This is a genomic window from Pseudoalteromonas sp. SW0106-04 (assembly GCF_001293805.1).
In the GTDB taxonomy this organism is placed as follows: domain Bacteria; phylum Pseudomonadota; class Gammaproteobacteria; order Enterobacterales; family Alteromonadaceae; genus Pseudoalteromonas; species Pseudoalteromonas ruthenica.
Genome location: NZ_BCAI01000001.1, coordinates 47051 through 68170, shown reverse-complemented (window position 1 = coordinate 68170; position 21120 = coordinate 47051). Strand labels below are relative to the sequence as shown.

The following is a 21120-nucleotide window of genomic DNA, read 5'->3' as shown; positions in this document are numbered from 1 at the left end:
TTAAGCGACTAGTTTATGTACTTCATCAACCACATCCGATACCGTGCGTACCTGCTTGAAGGCTTCAGGTTCGATCTTTTTACCGGTGATTTCACGCAGCTTCACGACTAAGTCGACGGCATCAATGCTATCGAGATCGAGATCTTCATACAAGCTGGCTTGCATGGAGATATCATCGGCTTCAATTTCAAAGTCGTTTTCTAAAATGCCACGTAATACGTCGTAAATTTCAGCAGCGGTTTTCATGTCTTCTTCACTCTTAGGCGTTGTTGCGGGATTGTTCGATAAACTCGGCGAGCGCATTAATTGAGGCAAAATGCGCTTTGGTTTGCTCTGAATTGGCATCAATTTTCACATTAAACTCTTTTTTAATCGCCAAGCCGAGTTCTAAAGCATCGATGCTATCTAGACCAAGGCCGTCAACAAACAAAGGTTCGCTGTCATCAATGTCATCTACGCTGACATCTTCCAGGTCTAAACTGTTTATAATTAGTTGTTTTAGTTGTAATTTTAGCTCATTCATAATTTTTCTACTTGGTTATGAAAATAGGTTTGCAAATACCGAGTCAGGGCGCGCGATTGCACACTTACCGGTTGTTCATCATGCTGCCATGGCTGCGGCTGCTCTTTGGCAACTTGCAGATGCATGTGCGCTTTGACGGGCGCCACTCGATACCAAGGCACCCCTTTCGTTAAAGTGCTCGGCTGCATGGTAATTAACACCGCCCTTATGGGACATTGTGCTCGTAAAGCAATATTTGCCGCTCCACGCTTAAAACGGTTTAGGCTGCCACCGTGAGAGCGCGTACCTTCCGGAAAGATAATAAGGTTATTACCTTGTTCTAAAGAGCGCTCACAATCTTCGAGCAGACCTTGTGGGTCAGCATTACTTATATAGCCAGTGCTTTTTATCACGCCACGCATAAACGGGTTTTTAAATAAGTGGGCTTTAACGACACAATCAGCATTGGGAATGGCAGATATCAGCACCACTACATCAATTAGGCTGGGGTGATTAGCCAACACCAACTCTCCTTTTAGCGTTTTCAGCACCTGTTTGTCATACACGTGAAAACCAATAACACCCAATGTATCCATCAATGCCACGAAGAAGCGAAAGCTATAATGCACCACTTTTCGAGCCCGAGCTTGACGCACATGCGGGTCTTGATAACACATACGCTGCAACGGGAAGACCAATACACTGAGCACAACACCGCCAAGACCAAAGACACTGAAACAAAACCCCGTGCCCAGCACACGCCAACAATAGTTCAGTTTACTGAGCATAATGCCAACGCCACTTTCCTACATCTATCGACTGACTGTGGATTGCGGCGTGCGCAAACCGTAACGCCGATAAAGACGGTTCTGGTTGAGCATCAAGCAACTCTTGAAGGTCATAGCCATGCCCATTGATATTTTTTTTCAGTACTAGGGCAACACAATGATCCACCTGTTCTTCGTCAGCGTATTGGGCGTATATGTCAGGGAGTGCCCTATCCACATGAAGAAGTAAAACTCGCTCAGTATCACCACTGTGTAGCTGCAAGTAAGCTTCGATGAGCGCACTTGAGAAAGTGCTCCGACCACCTGCGATCGCACTTACTGCAGCGGTATTGTTTGTTAGTATTGATAACAAACCGGAAACTGCATTGTGTACGGAAAGACCAAATTGAGTTGGCGACAATGGCTGCTGCTCAACTAATTGCTCGAGTAAGTCAGACGTTTTGTGTAAATCTCCGTGACGCGAGGAGAACACAACAGGCATTGCGTGTGCATCTGTATTAACCATATTGGCACAGCTAAGCGCCATTTTCGCAAATAAGCTCAGACGCCGGCGCTGCATCGGCTTCACCCAGCTGACATCAATGTCGCTGTTGATTGTTGCCAAAGAAGCAATAACGTCTGTCATTGCTGGGTCTTTGACCTCAGCCGTCGGCGGCACATACATCGCTAACTTTTCAACAGCACACTTCATCGCTAAAGTCCGTTTTCCACAAGGGCGCAAATAGTACTGGATTGTTATTTAAATAGCAAAAAATGTAGCACTAATTAACTGCAGGTTAAGGGAGTGGAGTGTCCAAGCAGTGCCCCAGCTATTGCAGGTTATCGACAAAGAAGTGAATGGCGAGTGCGCAACGCGCACTCTAGCTTTTAGCTTGGTTGCTTTAGATATAGACGACGGCTTGTTTATCAATCATTTCCGGCTGCGCATCGCCAACTAGCTCACCGCGTTGCAATTGCGCCATGAGCGCCTGACCCTGGGCTTGCTGCTGCTCGCTCAACGGCACATATGGAAGTCTAAACACCGGTTTAACCGCTGCGGTCATGGCCAACGCGGTATTGATGGCAACCGGGTTGGGTTCACAAAACAGCCACTGCATGAGCGGTTTAAGCTCCTCATTGCGCTGCGGTTGTGGTGTGCGCATCAAATCACAAAATAACTCAGGTATCAGGTTGGTTGTTACTGAAATCACACCGTGAGCGTCAAACTCATGGATTGCATCATGCGCTTCGTCGTCGTTGCCTGACCAGCAAGCAATACCCTGGCGCTCGTAGGCGGCAATACGTTCATTGCCACCGCACTCCTTAACGCCGACAAAGTTTTTATGCTCTGCAAGCGGAGTCATAATATCAGGAGTCAAATCCTGACCCGTACGCCCAGGTACGTTGTAAATAAACGCAGGGCCAATATCAAGAAGGCGGCTAAAGTGCTCCTTCAACCCCGCCTCAGAGGTACGCCCATAATAAGGATTAATCTGCAACGATGCATGCATCCCTGTTGCGAACCCATAGGTGGTTGCTTTAATCGCTTCGCGGGTGTTGTTACTGCCAGTGTTCCCCACTATCAATAACTTATCTGCAAACTGCGAAACACTGTGGGCAATAAGCATCAAGTGCTCTTCCCAATTCATCAGTTGACCTTCACCCGTAGTACCGCCGACCACAATACCATCAACGCCAGCGGCGATTTGTCTTTCAACTAGTTTATCGAAGGTGGATAGGCACACCTCACCCGATTGTGTATAAGGCGTTTTTATCGCAGTGATCACACGAGCTTGGCGTATTTTTTCCATTGAGCGCATAGAAATAATCTCATTTATTCTTTTATAGCAACATTTAATCATATCCATCGTCGCAATGGCAGATGTCTATGACTGATTGACGTGTTTATGCTAACAAATTATACACCTTGCATCTGAATTGCATTTGAACCACAATAACTGTACATATATACAGTTATTTGAATTTACCAATGCATCTACTCGACTACCTTGAACAGTTCTACTACCGCGAAGAGTCATTGTGTCAGTTGCTCGGTGTAGAGCAAGAACAATTACAACACTGGCAACACTTACGCATATTTCCTCAGGCCAGCTATAGCCTTGAGAACAGTATTCAGTGCCACTCTTACCAGGGGATCTTTCCCTGCCAAGTATTTTGGCAGTATTATCCCGTAGCTATGCAAGATTGGGGCAGACAGCTGCAAAAGTCCGATATTGAAAGTGCTAGTACGGCATTTATTCTATTTGCTCAACGTGCGCAGGGGGCGTTACAAAACCTGCAACAAGACGGCGTATTTATTGATGAAAGTTATACCGAAGACTTTGACGAGCGTCTCACCCACCTTTGGCAACAATTTCTCACTGGCCAATTCGGTACACAAACTCGCAATGGGCAAATAGAAGAAATCATGCAAATGGATGCATTGCGTTATAGCATTGATACTATTACTGAAGGACTCACTGCTCAGGCTCTCGACAAAACCCAACGTCAACAGTTACACCCTATTATGAAACAGTTTTCCAAAGTGTTGATCCAGCCGCCAAGTCATGAATATGACCAGTCTTTGCGTGCTCGCTACCTGGATAAATTGACCATGAAGTACGATTTATCAGTAAAAATGTAGAGTGGCTGTGCGACATCACGTGGTTCGCCGACAAATAATAGTGTGAGGCCAGTACGCCTTTATATAACTTGGCGTGCTCAGCCCTATTTGTTTGCTAATCAGGGCGCAAAATAACGCACCCGCCTCTACTAGCTCAGCACTTTAATACTAAACATCACTGTGCACGGCTTCTGATCTGCGCGTTGTGATAAACACGTCAAGTACATTCTCGCCAAGCAAATGAGAATTAGTTGCAACAACCTCAAGAGAGTGATATGTTATCACATAATTAAGGAGGTATTGCTATGAAACTTAATATTCACCCTCGCTACCAAAAAGTGGCCTTCCATGATACATCAGCTGATCAATACTTTGTTATTGGTTCAACCATTCATACAGACAGAACTGTAACCCTTGATGGCGTTTCCTACCCTTACGTCGCTATTGATATTTCTAGTGCGTCTCACCCCTTCTACACCGGCAAACAAAAAGCCGTAGGTAAAGATGGCCGTATTGCCCAATTTAACCGACGTTTTAAAGGCTTAGGAGCAAGAAAATGAAAGTATTGAGCTCTTTAAAAAGCGCCAAGAGTCGCCCCGGTACACAAGTGGTAAAACGTCGCGGCCGCGTATTCGTTATTTGCAAAACCAACCCTCGCTTTAAAGCAGTGCAAGGAAAAGGCGGCAAAAAGCGCAAATAATGTAAAATTGGTGCGTAAATAACCAATTGACTGTTTACGTACCAGTCTAAACTTTACTGTTTGTGGCCCTATGCATACACTTAAACCTCTTCCGCTATTGCATGGTCACGATGAAGTATCTTCTGTTTACACTGCTCTGTTATATCGCCCTCGCCTTTATCAGCCCCCAAGTCGAGGCGCAAGCTGCATCACCAGCGCTAAAAGTCTACTTTGTGAATCTCGGTCATCAATTTAATAATGCCACGGGTTTATTTTGGCGTGATGTGAGCTCCGCCATGAACAGCGTCGCAGAAGATTTAAATATCGAATTGACGGTGAGTTACGCCAACCGAAACCATATCTTAATGAAGTCGCAGCTACGCCAAGCAATGAGCAGTGATGCCGACTACCTTGTTGTGGTTGACGAAAAAAAGGCGGTAACACAGTGGCTCAACGGCGCTCCCGAGATCACTAAGCCTATTTTGTTTATATTTAACGCCCCAGATGACGAGGTGTTAGAAACTAAACCACAATGGTTCATTGGTTATCTTGCCCCCAATAACTTCGACGCAGGCTATCAGTTGGCAAATGCTTTATACCACATTGCGAAGTCGCGCTTTGCTCATGGCACAACCCTCAACTTATTAGCCCTGCATGGAGATTACAGTACCGACTCGGCAATCAGCCGCAAGCATGGCTTAGAACTTTTCTTACGCCAGCACCGCGATATTAAGTTAGTGCACAGCGATGTCGCTAATTGGTCTCAAGAGGAAGGGTTTCGAAAAAGTATCCGAGCCTTAGCCCGGTTCAAAGAAATTAATATGGTGTGGGCAGCCAATGACCCCATCGCCAACGGGGTTGTGCGTGCAGCCCGTAATGCTCGGGGAGAGACTCAGCCTGTTATCGGCGGTATCAATTGGGACAAGGTCCCGAGCAATGTCAGTGCAGATGTATCTGTCGGCGGGCATGTGCTATTAGGAGCCGCTGCGCTTATTGCTCTTTACGACGCCCATATACTTGAGCAGCCCTTCGGCTCTGATGCCAATTACCCAATATTCGCCGCCAATGATCCGCAATTTACGCCCCTTATTAATGCATTGCATAATAAGGGACTCGGGGATATCGACTTTACTCGCTTTAGCAAAACTGAAGCACAACCGTTAGATTTCACTTTATCCAACCTCGCGCAATGCTTAGCATCGCGCTGCCCTTAAAAACGAGTATTAATTGTTAGCCGAACAAAAGCTCCCAGAAGCCTGGCGGTTCATGCAGCTCATGATACTTTTTACGCAGCGTATCGATGTCTTTAAGGGTTTCACGGGCAGCCTCAAGTTGCCCCTGAGCGAGTTGTTGCTCAGCCGAGGCTATGCGCTCAAGCACCTTATCCAACCCCTGTTGAGATTGCTCTGCTTCTTTTGAGAAGCGCGCTCGTTTGGCCTCTTGTACAAGCTCTTTCAGGTCCTTCAGAGCATTACTCATGATTGTCGGTTGCTGCGCCTCCATTGCTTGTTTGTAGCTATGGCCCATGTTTTTCATCACCGCTTCAAGGTCGACCTGCTGAGATTGAGCCTGGGACAAACATGGCAAAGTAAATAAAATAAGGGCGCTAAAGCGCGTTAGTAATGGCAACATAGTTACATCTCTTGTCTTTTGTGCCGCTATTGTACCGATGCATCGACAGGACACAAGCGCCCTGTCAATCCCCTTTACACTTCGCCTCAAGCACTGTTGGTTCACTGTCTGGCTGAGCGTATTGTAAGCGCCCCAGGGCGTGACCGACATGATAGCCATCTAACCCTGCCACCGCGACCGTTTGCAAGCTGTTGAGGTCGATATGGCCATCCTCAAACAATGCCGGCTGCTTGAGAACCACCTGTTCGATTTCACCGATCAACATGATGGTACCGTTGTACTCAATTGGCTGCTCGCTTAGCAGCTTAACGCTATAACAAAGCTGACTCTCGACCACACTGGGCGCGGGGCAATCACCAATAAATTCGGCAGTGAGGCCAGTGGCTGAGAACTCACTCTCACCTGCAGGGTATTTAGCCGATGTTTGATGCGCCTGCTGCCAAAAAGACCGGTGAACTTGGTTCAAAGTGTACCAACCGGTTTCCCGAATATTGGCCAGAGTGTGGCGCTCGACCACGTCCGGTCGCATGATCATCCCCACCAGCGGTGGCTGCGCCCCTAGGTGTACCACTGAGCTGACAATGGCAAGATTATGCCGCCCTTGATGATCTGCAGTGCCCACTAAATTGGCACTTTTATAGCCAGACAAAGAGTTAATAAAATGAGCGCGATACCGCGATGGCATCTGCTCAATGTCGTGTTTACTAAAATGCATAAAAACGCTCTAAATAAGTTAAAATTGAATAGCAGATTTGTCCCAATCAAAGTAGCCACACTCAGGTAAATCCTGTGTTTCCATAGTCAGTTCGCGTAGCCGCTGAGCCACAAACGTAGTCGTAAACAATTTGTGCTCAGGAACATTTTTTTGAAAAGGTTTGGACAGTGGCGTGTCTGTGGTGCCAGGATGAAACAGCACGAACTTTGCTTGTTTGTGGGTGCGTCGCACCTCCACAGAGGCGGTTTTCACTAACATATTTAGCGCCGCCTTGGAGGCTCGGTAACTGTACCACCCTCCCAATCGGTTATCGCTAATGCTGCCAATTCGGGCGCTGAAAATGGTTATCACAGACGGTTCATTACGAGGGACTAACTCCGGTGTATACTTAAGCCACAACATGGGAACGAGAGTGTTAGCTCTTATCACCTCATTGAATTGCTGTTCATTAAAAGCCGATAAGGACTTTTCTGGAGCCACGCCTTGGCCATGCAAAACGCCATTGCAGATGTAGATATAGTCAAATCGCTGCCCGTTGAGCTCTTTCACCCATTCATTAATAGCCTCATCGTTATAATCAACGAGGGAATGCGGGCTGCGCTCAAGTTGGCTACGCGAAACCGATGTAACCTCCACCTGTTGCTGTTCAAGGTCCTCAATAAGGGCTTTCGCAATTGCGCTGGAAGCGCCGATGATCAGCGCCTGTTTCATGACTTGGGATTGCGACATTGGTTGTTCACACACTGACTCGGCATTAATAGCCGAGAAACAGGGAGGCGATAACGAGCGAAGAGTCGGTACGCGATATCCGCAAACCATTTAATGACCGGCCAGCGTAAAACAGCCAGCCAGCGCATCTTGCCGACTTGTCGCCACACTCGCACTGTGGCATCTAAACCTAGGTACAGTTGCCCTCGTTCGTCCACGGCATGTAAAATACGATTAGCAGCGCTAAATTGCACCTGCGGATAAGCGGCCATGGTATGACTATCGTGAATATCAACGAGCTGAACTTCATCTCGCATATCCGCTTTTTTTAATTTTCTCATCTCCGCCGCACACAGCGGACATTGCGCATCATAGAATAAGGTGATCATACTTACCTCCGCAAACAAGTACGCACCATAGATGGAAGAAGATCAAAAAAGCCCTTGGCCGGAGCTCAAGGGCTTGTGTGATGCGTTGGCATCTATCAGTTAACTAGCATTACGCAACGTGGTGGTTTCGCCATCAGCGCGCTCACCATTAGGGGTTAATAAGTTCATATCGTAATCAAACTCATCAACACGAATAGCCAGCTCACGCTTGTTGTTATAATCAATCAGTGAAGCGTACTGCTGCGCGTCAATAACGCTTGCCGCTAACGCGTTGTCGAGAGTTTCGCTAAAGCGTACGCCTGAGCGGATCTGCTTCGACTTAATGGCCTTGCGCACTTTCGCTAAGCTGTCTAGGTTAGCCAGTTTTGCTTTGTAAGCTTGCTCATTAATGTCATGGCCATCACCTGGCGTTGGCTTAACGAGATGCGTCAATTGCGCTTTAATATTGGTATCAAGCTGTGCTTGCTTCGCCAGCTCACGCACCAACTCGTCGCCGATCGCAGGCATCTTATAGCCATACTGCCATGTTAAAAAGCGCATGAACTTACGCGTACCAGACGCAGGAAAGTTATCCAAAAATGCATGCAATGCCTTTTCCGCCTGCTGCAACGCCCAACGAGTTGCATAGTGGAAATAAGGAGCTGCTTGCTCTCTATCCTCGGCACTGACTTTTTGCTCATAGTATTTAATGGATGCCATGGCTGCATACATGTAGCTCATCACATCACCTAAACGCGCTGACAACATTTCTGCTTGCTTCAGTTTGCCACCTAACACCAGTAGCGAGAAGTCGGCGTACACAGCTAAACGAGAGGATAGCTTATGTACCGCTTTTTCATATTCTCGCACCTCTGGCAAGTTTGACTGACTTGACGCAGTAAACGGGAGCATGCCGTGCTTAAATGCACGAAGTGCGTTTGCCGTGCTGTAACCCACTGTTTTGCGCAAGATGCGATTGAACGTCGCGTCGGCATCTTTTTCCTGTGAGTGAATCGCCTCAACCATGTTTTGCAGATACGGGTGACAACGCATTACACCTTGACCAAAGATCATCAGGTTACGCGTCAAAATGTTTGCGCCTTCAACGGTGATAGCGATAGGCTGCGCCACAAAGCCGCTAGCTAGGGTGTTTTGCGGGCCGCGTTGAATCGCTTTACCAGCTTGGATATCCATTGCTGAGTTAAGCACATCGCGACCAATTTCAGTCATGTGGTATTTGGCAATAGCGGTTACCACTGATGGCTTCAAGCCCATGCCAAGTCCTTCGGTGGTCAGCACTCGCATAGCTTCTTGCAAGTAAGTTTTACCGGCAATATCCGCGAGTTTTTCCTGGATACCCTCAAATTGGCCAATAGCCAAGCCGAATTGCTCACGCACAGCGGCGTATTCTGCTGCGCCTTTAAAGGATACTTGCGATACCGATACGCCCAGTGCAGGTAGTGAAATACCGCGTCCTGCGCCTAAACAGCTCACCAGCATTTGCCAACCACGACCAATATTCTGTTGTCCGCCGATGATGAACTCCATCGGGATGAAGACTTTCTCGCCGCGTGTCGTGCCATTATAAAAACGCACGCCCATCGGGTCGTGACGGTTACCTAATTGCACGCCAGGGTGGTCATGAGGAATAAGCGCACAAGTAATACCTAGGTTTTCTTTGCCACCGAGTAGGCCATCAGGGTCAACTACTTTGAACGCCAAACCGAGTACAGTAGCGATAGGGGCTAAGGTGATATAACGTTTATCCCAAGTGACCTCAAGACCCAGTACTTTCTTACCTTCAAACTCACCTTCTTTAACCACACCAATGTCTGGGATACCACCGGCGTCAGAGCCAGCCTCAGGGCTAGTTAGCGCGAAGCAAGGAATGTCGCGGCCATCAGCCAGACGTGGTAAATAGTGATTTTGTTGCTCGTCAGTGCCGTAGTGAAGCAGTAACTCACCTGGGCCTAGAGAGTTAGGCACCATGACCGTCACTGCCACCGCCGAGGATTTCGTTGAGATTGTCGCAACGATAGTAGAGTTTGCATATGGGCTGAACTCTAAACCGCCAAACTTTTTCGGGATGATTAACGAAAAAAAGCGCTCTTTTTTAAGAAATTCAAGAATATGCTCAGGTAGATGATTACCCGATTGGATTTCGGTCTCATCAATCATCTCAAGCAATTGTGCCACTGGGCCGTCGAGGAATGCCTGCTCTTCGGCACTCAAGGTTGCCGCTGGCACATTGCGCAGGGCAGCAAAGTCAGGTTTACCCCTGTAAATCGAGCCCTCTAACCAAACATCACCAGCGTCTAGCGCCTCTTGCTCGGTAACAGAAATACTCGGAAGGATTTTTTTCAATTTAGTACGTAAGCTCATAACCAACTCATCAGACCAGTTAATTTACCCACTATTACGGCATAAAAATACAAACAGATCAATTGGTCCAACCAGTTTTTTAACAGAAATTTCAATTCCCGTTTAAGTTGGTGCAATTAACACATTGAAATTAAATAGCTTTAAGCGCACAGGTGTACGCTGAATTTTTTTGTTTTTTATCTTGGTATCGGCTGAGACAGAAAAGGCGGGCGAGCTGTAAATCAAAACAATGGCCAAAAGCTTGGGTAGTAAAGATAGGAAAAGGCACAGAGCCTGTGTCAGAAGGAACCGAATTTTACTGGGAGTAACTGTGCTAACACATCAGGTGCAATTGCCAGCTCAACGCCCCGCTTGCCTGCGCTGACATAAATACGCGGCTGTTGCAGTGCACTTTGGTAAACAAAGGTCGGCAAGCGCTTTTTTTGCGCAAATGGGCTGACTCCCCCAAGCACATAGCCGGTAATGCGCTCAACTTCACTCGCACTGGCCATCGCCACCTTTTTACACCCCACTAATTTTGCCAGCGCTTTGGTATCGACCGTACGATTGACTGTCGTAATGGCGACAACAAAGTCATTATTCGCAGTTTTAAGAACCAAGGTTTTGAACACGCTTTCACAATCTAGAGAGAGCTTGGCAACGACTTCCTGGCCGTAATTGTCAGCCTGAGGGTCATGGCTAAAACTGAGCAACTCGTATGTGTGTTTGTGCTTTTCTAACAGGGTCACAGCGGGGGTCATAGTGTGTCCGTATCTTTATCATCTGTAGCTTAGAGCATACTGCTGGGTTAGATCTTTGTCTATGTTTCAGAACCTAGCTAACTACTAGCTAACTATATGATAACAAGGCTCTTATGTTAATTCAGTGTAACTTTAATCTAAGTTTCATAAAAGCTTCGTTAGGATGTCATGAAATCACATATAAGGGGTTGTCTACGTATTGATTAAGTGCGTCTCGAGGGATATGATAATAGCTATCATTTACACTTATACTTTTCGGTAATCTAATTATGAAAACATGGTCACACTCTATAAAACTCGCGGGCCTTGGCCTTGTTCTAGCCTCTGCCGTAGCCACTCAACCAGCCTTTGCAAACGGTCCAATTGGTGAGCACGTAAATCACCTACAGGAAAACTTAAAAGACTATTCAGAAGAAGTTGAATGGATGGTTGGCAAGGTTGATACCTTAGTCAGCAAATATGAACAGCAAGGCAAGAAGTCAGTAAACAGTGATGAGCTCATTGAATACTGGGAATCGGTTAAGTTCCACAGTGCCATTGAAACTAATTATGTGCCGGTTTATGCCTCGATTTGGCAAGGTTTGTATGGTGTAAAAATGGCCATTGATAATGGCGAACCTAGCAGCAACGTGCGTACCCAGCAACAAGCCATGAATGCAGCCTTGTGGCAGGGTCTTGGGGCTGTTAAACTTGCCGCGCAGTACCAACAAAAAGGCTTGCTTGAGAGCGTTAAAACCACAGCAACAGAGTCCATGACCCAAAGTGCGACCATTGTTGAAATCAAGCACAAACTAGACCGCGTCGTTGCCAAATACGCAGAGCGCCTTAATGAAGAAGCGACCAGCATTGTCCACGATACCTACTTGCACCTTTTTGAAGGCGTAGAGGGCACGCTGATTGAGCAAGACGCTAACCTCGTTGAAGTACTAGAAAAAGATTTTAACGTTACGCTGCCTAAAGCCATCGCCGATGATAAAGGCGTTGATGCGGTGCGCAACGTTGTCATTGATATGCAAACAAAATTAGACCGCGCTAAGGCGTTGATTGAGAAAGCCGAAAAAGCACGTAAGGATGTATTTTAAGTGAAGCGTAGGACCTTTATTCAAGGCCTAGCTGCGTTAGGGGTGGCTGGTGCCTTGCCGCTGCCTCTGTCACGTGCATTTGCCGCGACCACAGCCAGTCCTGTTTCTGTTGATCAATTACCGCGTTTAGAGGGGAAGCTGACGCTTTACCTTGGTCGCGGTGAAGGTGGCCTGTATGAAAACGTGTTACAAGCCATCCAAGACAAAAACCCCAAACTAGAGCTTGGGATCCGTCGTGGTCCGACTGCCGCTTTGGCTAATACTATTGTGGCCGAAGCTAAAATGGGCGTGCGGCGCGCCGATTTATTCTGGGCCGTCGACTCTGGCGCTATAGGTCTGGTCACCGATGCAGGACTAGCTCATCCCCTACCAGATGATCTGTCTGCCCAGCTTCAGCCCCAGTTCCGTTACCCTGGTTGGGCACCGGTGACTGGCAGGGTTCGCACTTTACCCTACAACACTGAACGTCTCAGTGCTGAGCAGATCCCAACGGATATTATGGATATTGCCGAGAGTGACTTGAGCATAGGTTGGGCACCCGCTTACGCTTCGTTCCAATCTTTTGTCACGGCCATGCGCCTCATAGAAGGTGATGACAAAACCGCTAAATGGTTAAAGAAGGTGCAAAAACGTGCCAAATCCTACGCTGGCGAGCTGGGCGTAGTGATGGCTGTTGAACGCGGTGAGGTAGATATTGGTTTTGCCAACCATTATTACACCTTAAGGTTGAAATCCGGTAAGCCCGATGCCAATTTAGCGTTAGCCTTTACCAATGATGATGCGGGCTGTTTAGTCAATGCCTCTGGTATCTTGGCTCTGAGCGAGGACCCATTAGCGGTGAATTTTATGCGCTACTTACTAAGCGCCGAAGTGCAAAGTTATCTCGCCCAAGAAGCCTATGAAATTCCACTTATAAGCGGTGTTTCGCAGCCACAAGGGCTGCCGCCACTGGCCAGTATTTCACCACCCAAAGTAGACTTAACGCAACTAGCAGATTTGCGACCGACTCTCGATTTAATGCGCGCCAGCGGTGTGTTGTAATGCGCCTACCTGCGTCTTACCCTCTAGCGCTGCTCGCGGCGCTAGTTGCCCTAACCCCTGTGTATGTGCTGCTGAGCTTAGCAAGTGACGCTAACACCCTATTTGACAGTCATAATCTCGAGATTCTCGGCAACACCTTAGCGCTCATGGCATTGACCGTGTTGGGCTCTATCCTTATCGGCGTGCCTTTGGCGTTTATAAGCGCTTATGTGCATCTGCCACTGAAGAAGTTTTGGCTCGTACTTTTTGCCGCTCCCCTCGCTATCCCGAGTTATATCGGTGCATTTACCTTGTATGCCGCATTCGGTCCTGGTGGCGAAATAGAAGGGTTGTTTGGCCTGACCACCGCGCCTATGTATGGTCTCAGCGGCGCAGCGATAGTGATGACCCTTTATACCTTTCCTTTTGTGATGATGACCACCCGCTCGTCGCTATTAAGCTTAGATGCCAGTATGGTCAACGCTGCGCGCACTTTAGGAATGTCCATGACCGGCAGTATTTTTAAGGTGATTTTACCGCGCGTGGTCAATGGTATCGCCGCCGGCTCGCTACTGGTGGCACTGTATACCTTATCCGATTTTGGCACCCCAGCGATGATGCGCCTGGATACTTTCACCCGTGTTATCTACGTTGAATACAATGCCTTTGGCCTAAACCGAGCAGCAATGCTGTCATTACAGTTGATGTGCATTGTTGGCTTTTTATTGTTTTTAGAATCACAGATAAAAACCGCCACCGAGCGCCATGGTCGTGCGCTTATCCTGTTCCCCAGTCGCTTGCAGTTAATGGGTTTATTTACCATTTTCACACCTATTCTGATGCTTGCTATTGGTTTGCCTTTGGCTATTTTTATGCTTTGGCTCGCCCGTGATGGCGTTGCCGATTTTGACATCAATATCGCCTGGAACTCGGCGTATGCTTCGATTATAGCCGCGCTCACCGCCGTGATTGTCGCTATCCCCGTTGCCCATGCAGCACTGACCGGCAAGGCCGGGCGTATAATGGAGCGCGTCACCTACTTTGGTTTTGGTATTCCCGGAATTGTTATGGGCACCGCATTGGTTTATGGTGGCCTGCAATTACCCCTGCTCTATCAAACCCTCGCTTTATTAGTGATTGCCTATGTACTGCGCTTTCTCCCTTTAGCCGTAGGTAGCATTCGTACCAGCACTGAACATTTGGATGGCAGTTTAGTCAAATCGGCGCGTGTATTAGGTGCTTCTCCGAGGGAGGCCTTTATGCGCGTGACTTTGCCCCTGACTGCACGCGGCATTGTCGCTGGTGCTGCACTGGTATTTTTAGAGTCTATGCGCGAGCTCGAAGCAACTTTATTGCTTGGTCCAACTGGCTTTGAAACCCTGTCTACCTACCTATGGCGAGTGTATGAGGCCGGATATTTTGGTCGCGCAGCAATTCCAGGGCTACTTCTAGTAGTGATCTCCGCCGGCGGCCTCGCTATTATGCTTTCAGGCGAGAAACGCAGCAGTTAAACGTGAAGAGGAAACCTAAACATGCTATCTGTAAGTAAGCTGTCTATCGATTACGGTAGCAATCGCGTTGTCAGTGAACTCGACCTGGCCCTTGATAAAAGCGAAATCTTGATGCTCGTAGGCCCCACAGGTTGTGGAAAAAGCACGATTTTACAGGCCCTCGCCGGGCTTATTCCCATCAGTGAGGGGCAAATCGATGTTGGTAAGTGGTGCGCTACCCCCACGCAAACGGTGCCTCCTGAAAAACGCAGCGTAGGTATGGTATTCCAAGACTTTGCGTTGTTCCCACACCTAAATGTGCAGCAAAATATTTGCTTTCGTTTAAAAGACCACACCTTGGCCGATCATTGGATTGACTTACTTGGCCTAGAGGCGTTTCGCGATAAAAAGCCAGCCACCCTCTCCGGCGGCCAAAAACAGCGTGTTGCCCTGGCACGCACCTTGGCGCATCAGCCAGATTTTGTGCTACTGGATGAACCTTTATCAAATCTAGATGCAGCGCTCAAAGACACGCTACGCTGGGATATTCGCAACGCTTTGAAAGAAGCCGGTGTGCCCGCCATTTGGGTGACCCACGACCAAGAAGAGGCGCTCTCTGTGGGCGACCGCGTCGGGGTACTCCGCGATGGTAAAATTCAACAGATTGATAGCCCAGAAAAATGCTTCAGCATGCCTAGCAATCGCTTTGTGGCACGATTTTTGGGCGAAGCAAGCTTTATTCGCGGACAACATCAACACCACCAAGCCAGTACCGCGATAGGAATAGCGCCAATAGCAGGCATAGACGACAACGCAGCGGAAGTAGATGTGTTGTTGCGCCCAGACGATGTGTTATTAGCGCAAGATACAAACAACAGCAATGGTGTTGTTACTTGGGTCAGGTTTGAAGGCGGCAGCAGACTGTGCGCGATTGAACTACCTTGCAAAACCACGGTTACCAGCCGCGTGAGCCATGAAATGCTAGTGCGCCCTGGCGATAAGGTGCATGTTTCCTTAAGCACCTCACACCCATTAGCCGCATTCACAATCCAGAGCAGCACCTAGTTACGGGATAAAACTCGCTCTCACCGCTGGTTGTGTACTAAGGTTAGTTAAGGTATACGAGCAAGTGGGAGAGAGACAATGCTGAGTCGAAATATCCGCCTTGCCAGCTTAGCGGTCGTGGCGGTACTCCTTACGTGGCTGATTTCAGGTGAGTACGATTACTGGCAGCATCAACGTCAATGTGCAGCACGGTGCGAGCAACTAACGCGTAGCGCGCCATCCGTACACGAGGTGAGATACCAAGAAGATGTGCAGTTGTGTCGTTGCTCAGACGTTACAGAACAAGCATTGCTGCTCAATTGATACAAAAAAAGCGCCTTAAGGCGCTTTTTTACTTTGGCGAGCTCACCCTTACTTGGTTAAGTCATCAAAGAACTTTTTCACCCCGTCGAAGAAACCTTTCTCCTTCGGGCGGTATTTTGAGCTGTCTTTACCCAAGCTGCTTTCTAACTGCTCAAGTAACTCGCGTTGCTCACTGTTAAGGTTCACTGGCGTTTCAATCACCACCTTACAGATTAAATCACCTACTGAACCAGAGCGCACTGACTTGACCCCTTTACCGCGCATACGGAACATCTTTCCAGTTTGCGACTCTGCTGGGATTTTCAGCTTAGCGCGACCATCTAGCGTTGGTACTTCAATCTCACCGCCTAACGCTGCTGTGGTAAAGCCGATAGGTACTTCACAGTACAGATTGTTGCCATCGCGAACAAAGATAGGGTGTTCGCGTACACTCACTTGTACATAGAGATCGCCTGCAGGCGCACCATGAGCACCGGCCTCACCTTCGCCAGCAAGACGAATACGATCGCCAGTATCCACTCCTGGGGGAATTTTCACCGACAATGTTTTGGTGCGTTCTACGCGACCTTGACCATGACAACTATCACAAGGGTCGGAAATAATTTGCCCCGTCCCCTGACAAGTTGGACACGTCTGTTGCACTGCGAAGAAACCTTGGCGCATTTGTACCTGCCCTGCACCATGACAAGTATGACAGGTTTTCGGTTTTGAGCCTGGTTTGGCACCTGAGCCATCACAAGGCTCACAGGCCACCCAAGTAGGCACTTTGATTTCGACGTCTTTACCACGCACTGCCTCTTCTAGGCTTAAGTCCATGTTGTAACGTAAATCGGCGCCACGTTGTTGGCGTGACTGACGACGACCGCCGCCAAAGATGTCTCCAAAGACATCCCCGAAGATGTCACCAAAATCGCCTGCGCCACCGCCAAAGCCGCCGTGGCCGCCACCGCCGCCTTGTTCAAATGCTGCATGGCCGAACTGATCATAAGTTTGGCGTTTTTGCTCATCACCGAGGACTTCATAGGCTTCTTTGACTTCTTTGAACTTATTTTCAAGCTCTTTATCGCCGGCAGTACGATCCGGGTGATATTTCATCGCCAGGCGCTTATAAGCCTTTTTAATATCTCGGTCACTGGCGTCCTTTGCTACGCCAAGGACTTCGTAATAATCGCGTTTTGACATATCTACCACTACTGTTAATAAATGCAGCAAGGCTGCAAAGTGAAAAAGGGTTTACCGTTGAGCCTTAGCCATGGCAACCCTCATTCCTAAAATCTACATACACTAAGGGCGCGTCAAGCGATCTCGCCAGCGCGCCCTTACAAAGTTCAAGACTTATTTATTCTCGTCTTTCACTTCTTCAAACTCAGCGTCAACAACATCGTCGTCTTGCTTTGCTTGTGATTGCTGCTGTGCACCGGCATCAGCGCCACCTTGCTGTTGGGCTTTCGCTTGCGCGATTTCCATTAGCTTTTGTGACTTCTCAGCAAGCGCTTGGGTTTTCGCATCGATTTCTTCTTTGCTTTCACCCTTAATCGCAGTTTCAAGTTCCGTTAACGCACTTTCGATAGCTGTTTTATCTTCTGCCGGTAAATCATCACCCGCTTCTTCGATTTGCTTACGTGTACCGTGTACTAAAGCATCAGCTTGGTTACGCGCAGTCACTAGCTCTTCGAACTTTTTATCTTCCTCGGCGTTTGCCTCGGCATCACGTACCATTTTTTCTACTTCATCATCGCTTAGACCTGAAGAAGCTTGGATAGTGATTTTTTGCTCTTTACCTGTGTCTTTATCTTTTGCTGACACATGTAAGATACCATCAGCATCAACATCGAAAGTGACTTCGATTTGCGGCTCGCCGCGACGCGCTGGACGAATACCCTCAAGGTTGAACTGACCAAGCGACTTGTTGTCGGCAGAGCGCTTACGTTCACCTTGCAGCACATGAATCGTTACTGCATTTTGGTTATCTTCCGCTGTTGAGAACGTTTGCGACTTCTTCGTTGGAATGGTCGTGTTTTTCTCGATCAACGCGGTCATCACTTGGCCCATGGTTTCGATACCAAGAGACAGTGGGATAACATCAAGCAGAAGTACGTCTTTTACGTCACCAGCAAGAACACCACCTTGCACTGCCGCACCCATAGCTACTGCTTCATCTGGGTTTACGTCTTTGCGAGGTTCTTTGCCGAAGAACTCAGTAACCGTTTTCTGCACTAATGGCATACGTGTTTGACCACCTACTAGGATAATGTCATTCACATCACCGACCGATAAATCGGCATCCGCAAGTGCTTTTTTCAGTGGCTCGATAGACTTGGTAACAAGGTCTTCAACCAATGACTCAAGTTTAGCGCGAGTCAGCTTCACGTTCATGTGCTTAGGACCGCTAGCATCGGCCGTAACATAAGGAAGGTTCACCTCAGTTTGCTGTGCACTTGAAAGCTCAATTTTAGCTTTCTCGGCGGCTTCTTTAACACGCTGCATCGCTAACGGATCGTTATTAAGCTCAATACCTTGCTCTTTTTTGAACTCTTCTACTAAGTAGTTGATAACGCGGTTATCAAAGTCCTCACCACCTAGGTGCGTGTCACCATTGGTTGCCAGTACTTCAAAGGTGTGCTCGCCTTCTACTTCGTCGATTTCAATGATAGAGATATCGAAAGTACCACCACCGAGGTCATACACGGCAACCACGTTGTCGCCTTTTTTCTTATCCATACCATAAGCAAGCGCAGCGGCCGTTGGCTCGTTAATGATACGCTTAACTTCTAGACCCGCGATACGACCTGCGTCTTTTGTTGCTTGACGCTGTGAATCGTTGAAGTATGCAGGCACAGTGATTACAGCCCCTGTTACTTCTTCACCTAGGTAATCCTCGGCGGTCTTTTTCATTTTCTTCAAGACTTCAGCAGAAATCTGAGGAGCAGCACGCTTTTCGCCTTTTGCTTCGACCCAGGCATCGCCATTGTCTGCTTTAACAATCTTAAACGGCATGATGCCGATATCGCGTTGTACTTCTTCGTCTTCAAAACGACGACCAATTAAACGCTTGATTGCAAATAGTGTGTTAGTCGGGTTGGTTACCGCTTGGCGTTTCGCCGGCTGACCTACTAGCGTTTCACCGTCTTCAGTGAATGCGATAATAGAAGGAGTCGTGCGATCGCCCTCGGCGTTCTCAATTACGCGTGGCTTATCACCGTCAAGTACTGCTACACACGAGTTAGTAGTACCTAAGTCGATTCCAATAATCTTACCCATGAATCTTCTCCAACTTCAAAATTCTGTTAACGTGTTCGATGACTACTAGATAGGGGCCGCTTTTGTTAATTCAAGCGTCATAATTAAAAAAATTTCGTTTTTTTGTCATTTTTTTCAATTTTCCCCCTCGCCAAGGAAGAATTTGCCGTTAAACTGGTCTGACAAGTTTGATTAAGGTGAGACAGATGACCTTTGATACCCTATTGGCCAGCGTGACTGGCGAGAACCAACAAACGCTCGAATTTCCTGCTTCATGGACACAAGGGCGCACAGCTTTTGGCGGCTTGTCTTGCGCATTAGCCTTGCAATCCATGCTGAAACATTGCGATAGCGACCGTATTTTACGATCGTTTAGTGCACAATTTATTGGCCCCATTGCTCCAGACACGCCCTTTACCCTGACCTTCCACCATTTACGCGAAGGCAAAAGCTCTAACCAATACAGCGCAACCATTGAGCAGCATGGACAAGTGTGCTTATCTGTCCAAGGATTATTCGCCAAAGACCGCGCCTCCGAGGTTGAAGTGCCAGTGGCCGCTGTGACCGTCCCTAAAGCCGCAGATGCAGAAAACTGCTTACCCTATGTAGAGAATGTCATGCCGGCTTTTTTTCAGCATGTGGACTTAAACCTAACCGAGGGCAATATGCCTTACAGCGGCGCCGAGTGCACTGACCTAACAGGCTGGATGCGCTTTAAAGGACAACAGCAGCAGTACGACTGGACCCATGTCATTGCCCTGATTGACAGTTGGCCACCATCGCAATTACAAGCATTTAAGCAACCGGCACCAGCAAGTAGCATGAGTTGGCATGTAGAGTGTTTAACGCTACCTCAATTAGCGGCGTCACAATGGCTAGGCTTGCACGTACACACCACCGCCGCACATAACGGCTACGCTTATGAAGACGCCACTGTTTACTCTGAGTCAGGGCAGGTGCTTGCGCGCTCTAAACAAACTGTGGCCTTATTTGCTTGATTGGCGCTGAGCATACGATGGCGCGCTGGCAAGCAATGCTTTGTAGCGCGGTGTTTTTTTAAGCTCTGCAAGACCTTGGTTGAAGCGCTCACGCAGCTGTGAATCAGTAAATACCACGTGTCGGGGAGAAGGAGGCCAAAGCGCATGGATGGCAACTTGCTTTGTCTGTTGCCCTTGGCTCATTGCAAAGGTGTGTAAGTAATACTGAAAAATGCGCTTCTCCAACACAATCACATCCACCCACCCCTTCATGAGGTGGTCTATTTGCGCATACTGATTGACTACCTCATCATAACTCAAGGCCTTAGTAATGGCCTTGGCATAGTCAGGTCCAAGGTAGTTTTTTGCATTCTGAAACGCAAGAATGCTTTTACCATGTAAATCACTGAACTGCTCAATGCTGAAGTTATGCTCAGCTAAGCTAATAGCTACATTCTCAAAATACAATAAGGGCTCACTGTAGTAGCCTTCGAGCCCTGACTCTTTCGGAATATTAATCGCGCCGCTAATTTTACCTTGGCGTAACTGCTCCTCAGCACGGCGATTGCTTAAAAAGTGCAATGTTAATGGCCCAAGCTGCGCTTTTTCCAAAGCATGTTTGATAATGTCAATCTCAATCCCATGGTGTCCATCTTTAAATACATAAGGTGGGATGTAGGCACTAGCGGAGAGCTCCACAGCGTCATCGTCGAGGTTATTGGCAGCATTTGCCGTGCACATAAACAACATACACAGCATTAGCTGACTGACAGCTAGCCAGTTATTTGTTGCCAGACCCCTTACCATAACCCGTCCTTAGTCACTAG

24 protein-coding genes are annotated in these 21120 nt (G+C 47.9%); 10 read left to right on the top strand and 14 right to left on the bottom strand.

The window, feature by feature from the left end; all coding sequences use genetic code 11:
* The 5 genes from W04_RS00310 to dapA all read right to left on the bottom strand — a co-directional run bounded on the left by W04_RS00310 (position 1) and on the right by dapA (position 3089).
* The gene (locus W04_RS00310; protein WP_022945170.1) at positions 1-246 is read right to left on the bottom strand and encodes an acyl carrier protein; all 246 of its coding nucleotides are present in this window, start codon (positions 244-246) and stop codon (positions 1-3) included.
* Positions 247-259: 13 nt separating this feature from the next.
* Positions 260-523, bottom strand: a complete 264-nt coding sequence (locus W04_RS00305) for a phosphopantetheine-binding protein (protein ID WP_045979917.1) — start codon at positions 521-523, stop codon at positions 260-262.
* Positions 520-1290 (bottom strand): 1-acyl-sn-glycerol-3-phosphate acyltransferase, encoded by a 771-nt coding sequence (locus W04_RS00300; RefSeq protein ID WP_053909345.1) that lies wholly within the window; start codon positions 1288-1290, stop codon positions 520-522. Before W04_RS00300 ends, W04_RS00305 begins: the two co-directional genes overlap by 4 nt.
* Positions 1280-1981: a beta-ketoacyl synthase chain length factor gene (locus W04_RS00295; RefSeq protein ID WP_053909344.1), complete on the bottom strand. Its 702-nt coding sequence runs from the start codon at positions 1979-1981 to the stop codon at positions 1280-1282. The genes W04_RS00300 and W04_RS00295 overlap by 11 nt, the downstream gene beginning before the upstream one ends.
* 190 nt (positions 1982-2171) lie before the next feature.
* Positions 2172-3089, bottom strand: a complete 918-nt coding sequence (dapA, locus tag W04_RS00290) for a 4-hydroxy-tetrahydrodipicolinate synthase (RefSeq protein ID WP_053909343.1) — start codon at positions 3087-3089, stop codon at positions 2172-2174.
* Positions 3090-3259: 170 nt separating this feature from the next.
* Between dapA and W04_RS00285 the strand changes: the two genes are divergently transcribed.
* The 4 genes from W04_RS00285 (at position 3260) to W04_RS00270 (ending at position 5785) form a co-directional block, all read left to right on the top strand.
* Positions 3260-3913 carry a DUF6058 family natural product biosynthesis protein gene (locus W04_RS00285; RefSeq protein ID WP_053909342.1) on the top strand — a complete coding sequence of 218 codons (654 nt, stop codon included), beginning with the start codon at positions 3260-3262 and terminating at the stop codon, positions 3911-3913.
* Positions 3914-4197: 284 nt separating this feature from the next.
* A complete protein-coding gene (locus W04_RS00280; protein ID WP_053909341.1) occupies positions 4198-4452 on the top strand; it encodes a type B 50S ribosomal protein L31 in 255 nt (84 codons plus the stop codon).
* Positions 4449-4592 (top strand): type B 50S ribosomal protein L36, encoded by a 144-nt coding sequence (gene ykgO, locus W04_RS00275; protein ID WP_053909340.1) that lies wholly within the window; start codon positions 4449-4451, stop codon positions 4590-4592. The genes W04_RS00280 and ykgO overlap by 4 nt, the downstream gene beginning before the upstream one ends.
* A gap of 110 nt (positions 4593-4702) precedes the next feature.
* Positions 4703-5785, top strand: coding sequence for a substrate-binding domain-containing protein (locus W04_RS00270; RefSeq protein WP_053909339.1), 1083 nt, complete (start codon positions 4703-4705; stop codon positions 5783-5785).
* Positions 5786-5801: 16 nt separating this feature from the next.
* On the opposite strand, the gene W04_RS00265 is transcribed toward W04_RS00270, so the two are convergent.
* The 6 genes from W04_RS00265 to ybaK all read right to left on the bottom strand — a co-directional run bounded on the left by W04_RS00265 (position 5802) and on the right by ybaK (position 11116).
* Positions 5802-6203, bottom strand: a complete 402-nt coding sequence (locus W04_RS00265) for a cytochrome b562 (RefSeq protein WP_053909338.1) — start codon at positions 6201-6203, stop codon at positions 5802-5804.
* A 64-nt stretch (positions 6204-6267) separates the two neighbouring features.
* On the bottom strand, positions 6268-6918 hold the full coding sequence (locus tag W04_RS00260) for a flavin reductase family protein (RefSeq protein ID WP_053909337.1): 651 nt from the start codon (positions 6916-6918) through the stop codon (positions 6268-6270).
* Positions 6919-6936: 18 nt separating this feature from the next.
* Positions 6937-7647: an SDR family NAD(P)-dependent oxidoreductase gene (locus W04_RS00255; RefSeq protein ID WP_197275925.1), complete on the bottom strand. Its 711-nt coding sequence runs from the start codon at positions 7645-7647 to the stop codon at positions 6937-6939.
* Complete coding sequence (locus W04_RS00250; RefSeq protein WP_082342065.1) at positions 7626-8015, bottom strand: thiol-disulfide oxidoreductase DCC family protein; 390 nt, start codon at positions 8013-8015, stop codon at positions 7626-7628. The genes W04_RS00255 and W04_RS00250 overlap by 22 nt, the downstream gene beginning before the upstream one ends.
* A gap of 99 nt (positions 8016-8114) precedes the next feature.
* Positions 8115-10376, bottom strand: a complete 2262-nt coding sequence (locus W04_RS00245; protein ID WP_053909335.1) for an acyl-CoA dehydrogenase — start codon at positions 10374-10376, stop codon at positions 8115-8117.
* Between the two features lie 278 nt (positions 10377-10654).
* A complete protein-coding gene (ybaK, locus tag W04_RS00240; protein WP_053909334.1) occupies positions 10655-11116 on the bottom strand; it encodes a Cys-tRNA(Pro) deacylase in 462 nt (153 codons plus the stop codon).
* A gap of 269 nt (positions 11117-11385) precedes the next feature.
* Here ybaK and W04_RS00235 point away from each other — a divergent pair, with 269 nt between their 5' ends.
* From W04_RS00235 to W04_RS00215, 5 genes are all read left to right on the top strand, one after another.
* Positions 11386-12198 carry a hypothetical protein gene (locus W04_RS00235; protein ID WP_045979908.1) on the top strand — a complete coding sequence of 271 codons (813 nt, stop codon included), beginning with the start codon at positions 11386-11388 and terminating at the stop codon, positions 12196-12198.
* Positions 12199-13239, top strand: coding sequence for a substrate-binding domain-containing protein (locus W04_RS00230; protein WP_053909333.1), 1041 nt, complete (start codon positions 12199-12201; stop codon positions 13237-13239).
* Positions 13239-14729: an iron ABC transporter permease gene (locus tag W04_RS00225; protein WP_045979906.1), complete on the top strand. Its 1491-nt coding sequence runs from the start codon at positions 13239-13241 to the stop codon at positions 14727-14729. The genes W04_RS00230 and W04_RS00225 overlap by 1 nt, the downstream gene beginning before the upstream one ends.
* Positions 14730-14750: 21 nt before the next feature.
* Positions 14751-15773: an ABC transporter ATP-binding protein gene (locus W04_RS00220; RefSeq protein ID WP_053909332.1), complete on the top strand. Its 1023-nt coding sequence runs from the start codon at positions 14751-14753 to the stop codon at positions 15771-15773.
* Between the two features lie 78 nt (positions 15774-15851).
* Positions 15852-16076 (top strand): hypothetical protein, encoded by a 225-nt coding sequence (locus W04_RS00215; RefSeq protein ID WP_045979904.1) that lies wholly within the window; start codon positions 15852-15854, stop codon positions 16074-16076.
* 48 nt (positions 16077-16124) lie between these two features.
* On the opposite strand, the gene dnaJ is transcribed toward W04_RS00215, so the two are convergent.
* The gene (gene dnaJ, locus W04_RS00210) at positions 16125-17258 is read right to left on the bottom strand and encodes a molecular chaperone DnaJ (protein ID WP_022945190.1); all 1134 of its coding nucleotides are present in this window, start codon (positions 17256-17258) and stop codon (positions 16125-16127) included.
* A 153-nt stretch (positions 17259-17411) separates the two neighbouring features.
* A complete protein-coding gene (gene dnaK, locus W04_RS00205; protein WP_022945191.1) occupies positions 17412-19337 on the bottom strand; it encodes a molecular chaperone DnaK in 1926 nt (641 codons plus the stop codon).
* Positions 19338-19522: 185 nt separating this feature from the next.
* On the opposite strand from dnaK, the gene W04_RS00200 reads away from it, so the two are divergent.
* Positions 19523-20314: an acyl-CoA thioesterase II gene (locus W04_RS00200; protein ID WP_053909331.1), complete on the top strand. Its 792-nt coding sequence runs from the start codon at positions 19523-19525 to the stop codon at positions 20312-20314.
* Here W04_RS00200 and W04_RS00195 read toward each other — a convergent pair.
* Positions 20303-21100, bottom strand: a complete 798-nt coding sequence (locus W04_RS00195) for an ABC transporter substrate-binding protein (protein WP_053909330.1) — start codon at positions 21098-21100, stop codon at positions 20303-20305. The two genes, W04_RS00200 and W04_RS00195, sit on opposite strands and share 12 nt — an antisense overlap.
* Positions 21101-21120 lie beyond the last annotated feature (20 nt).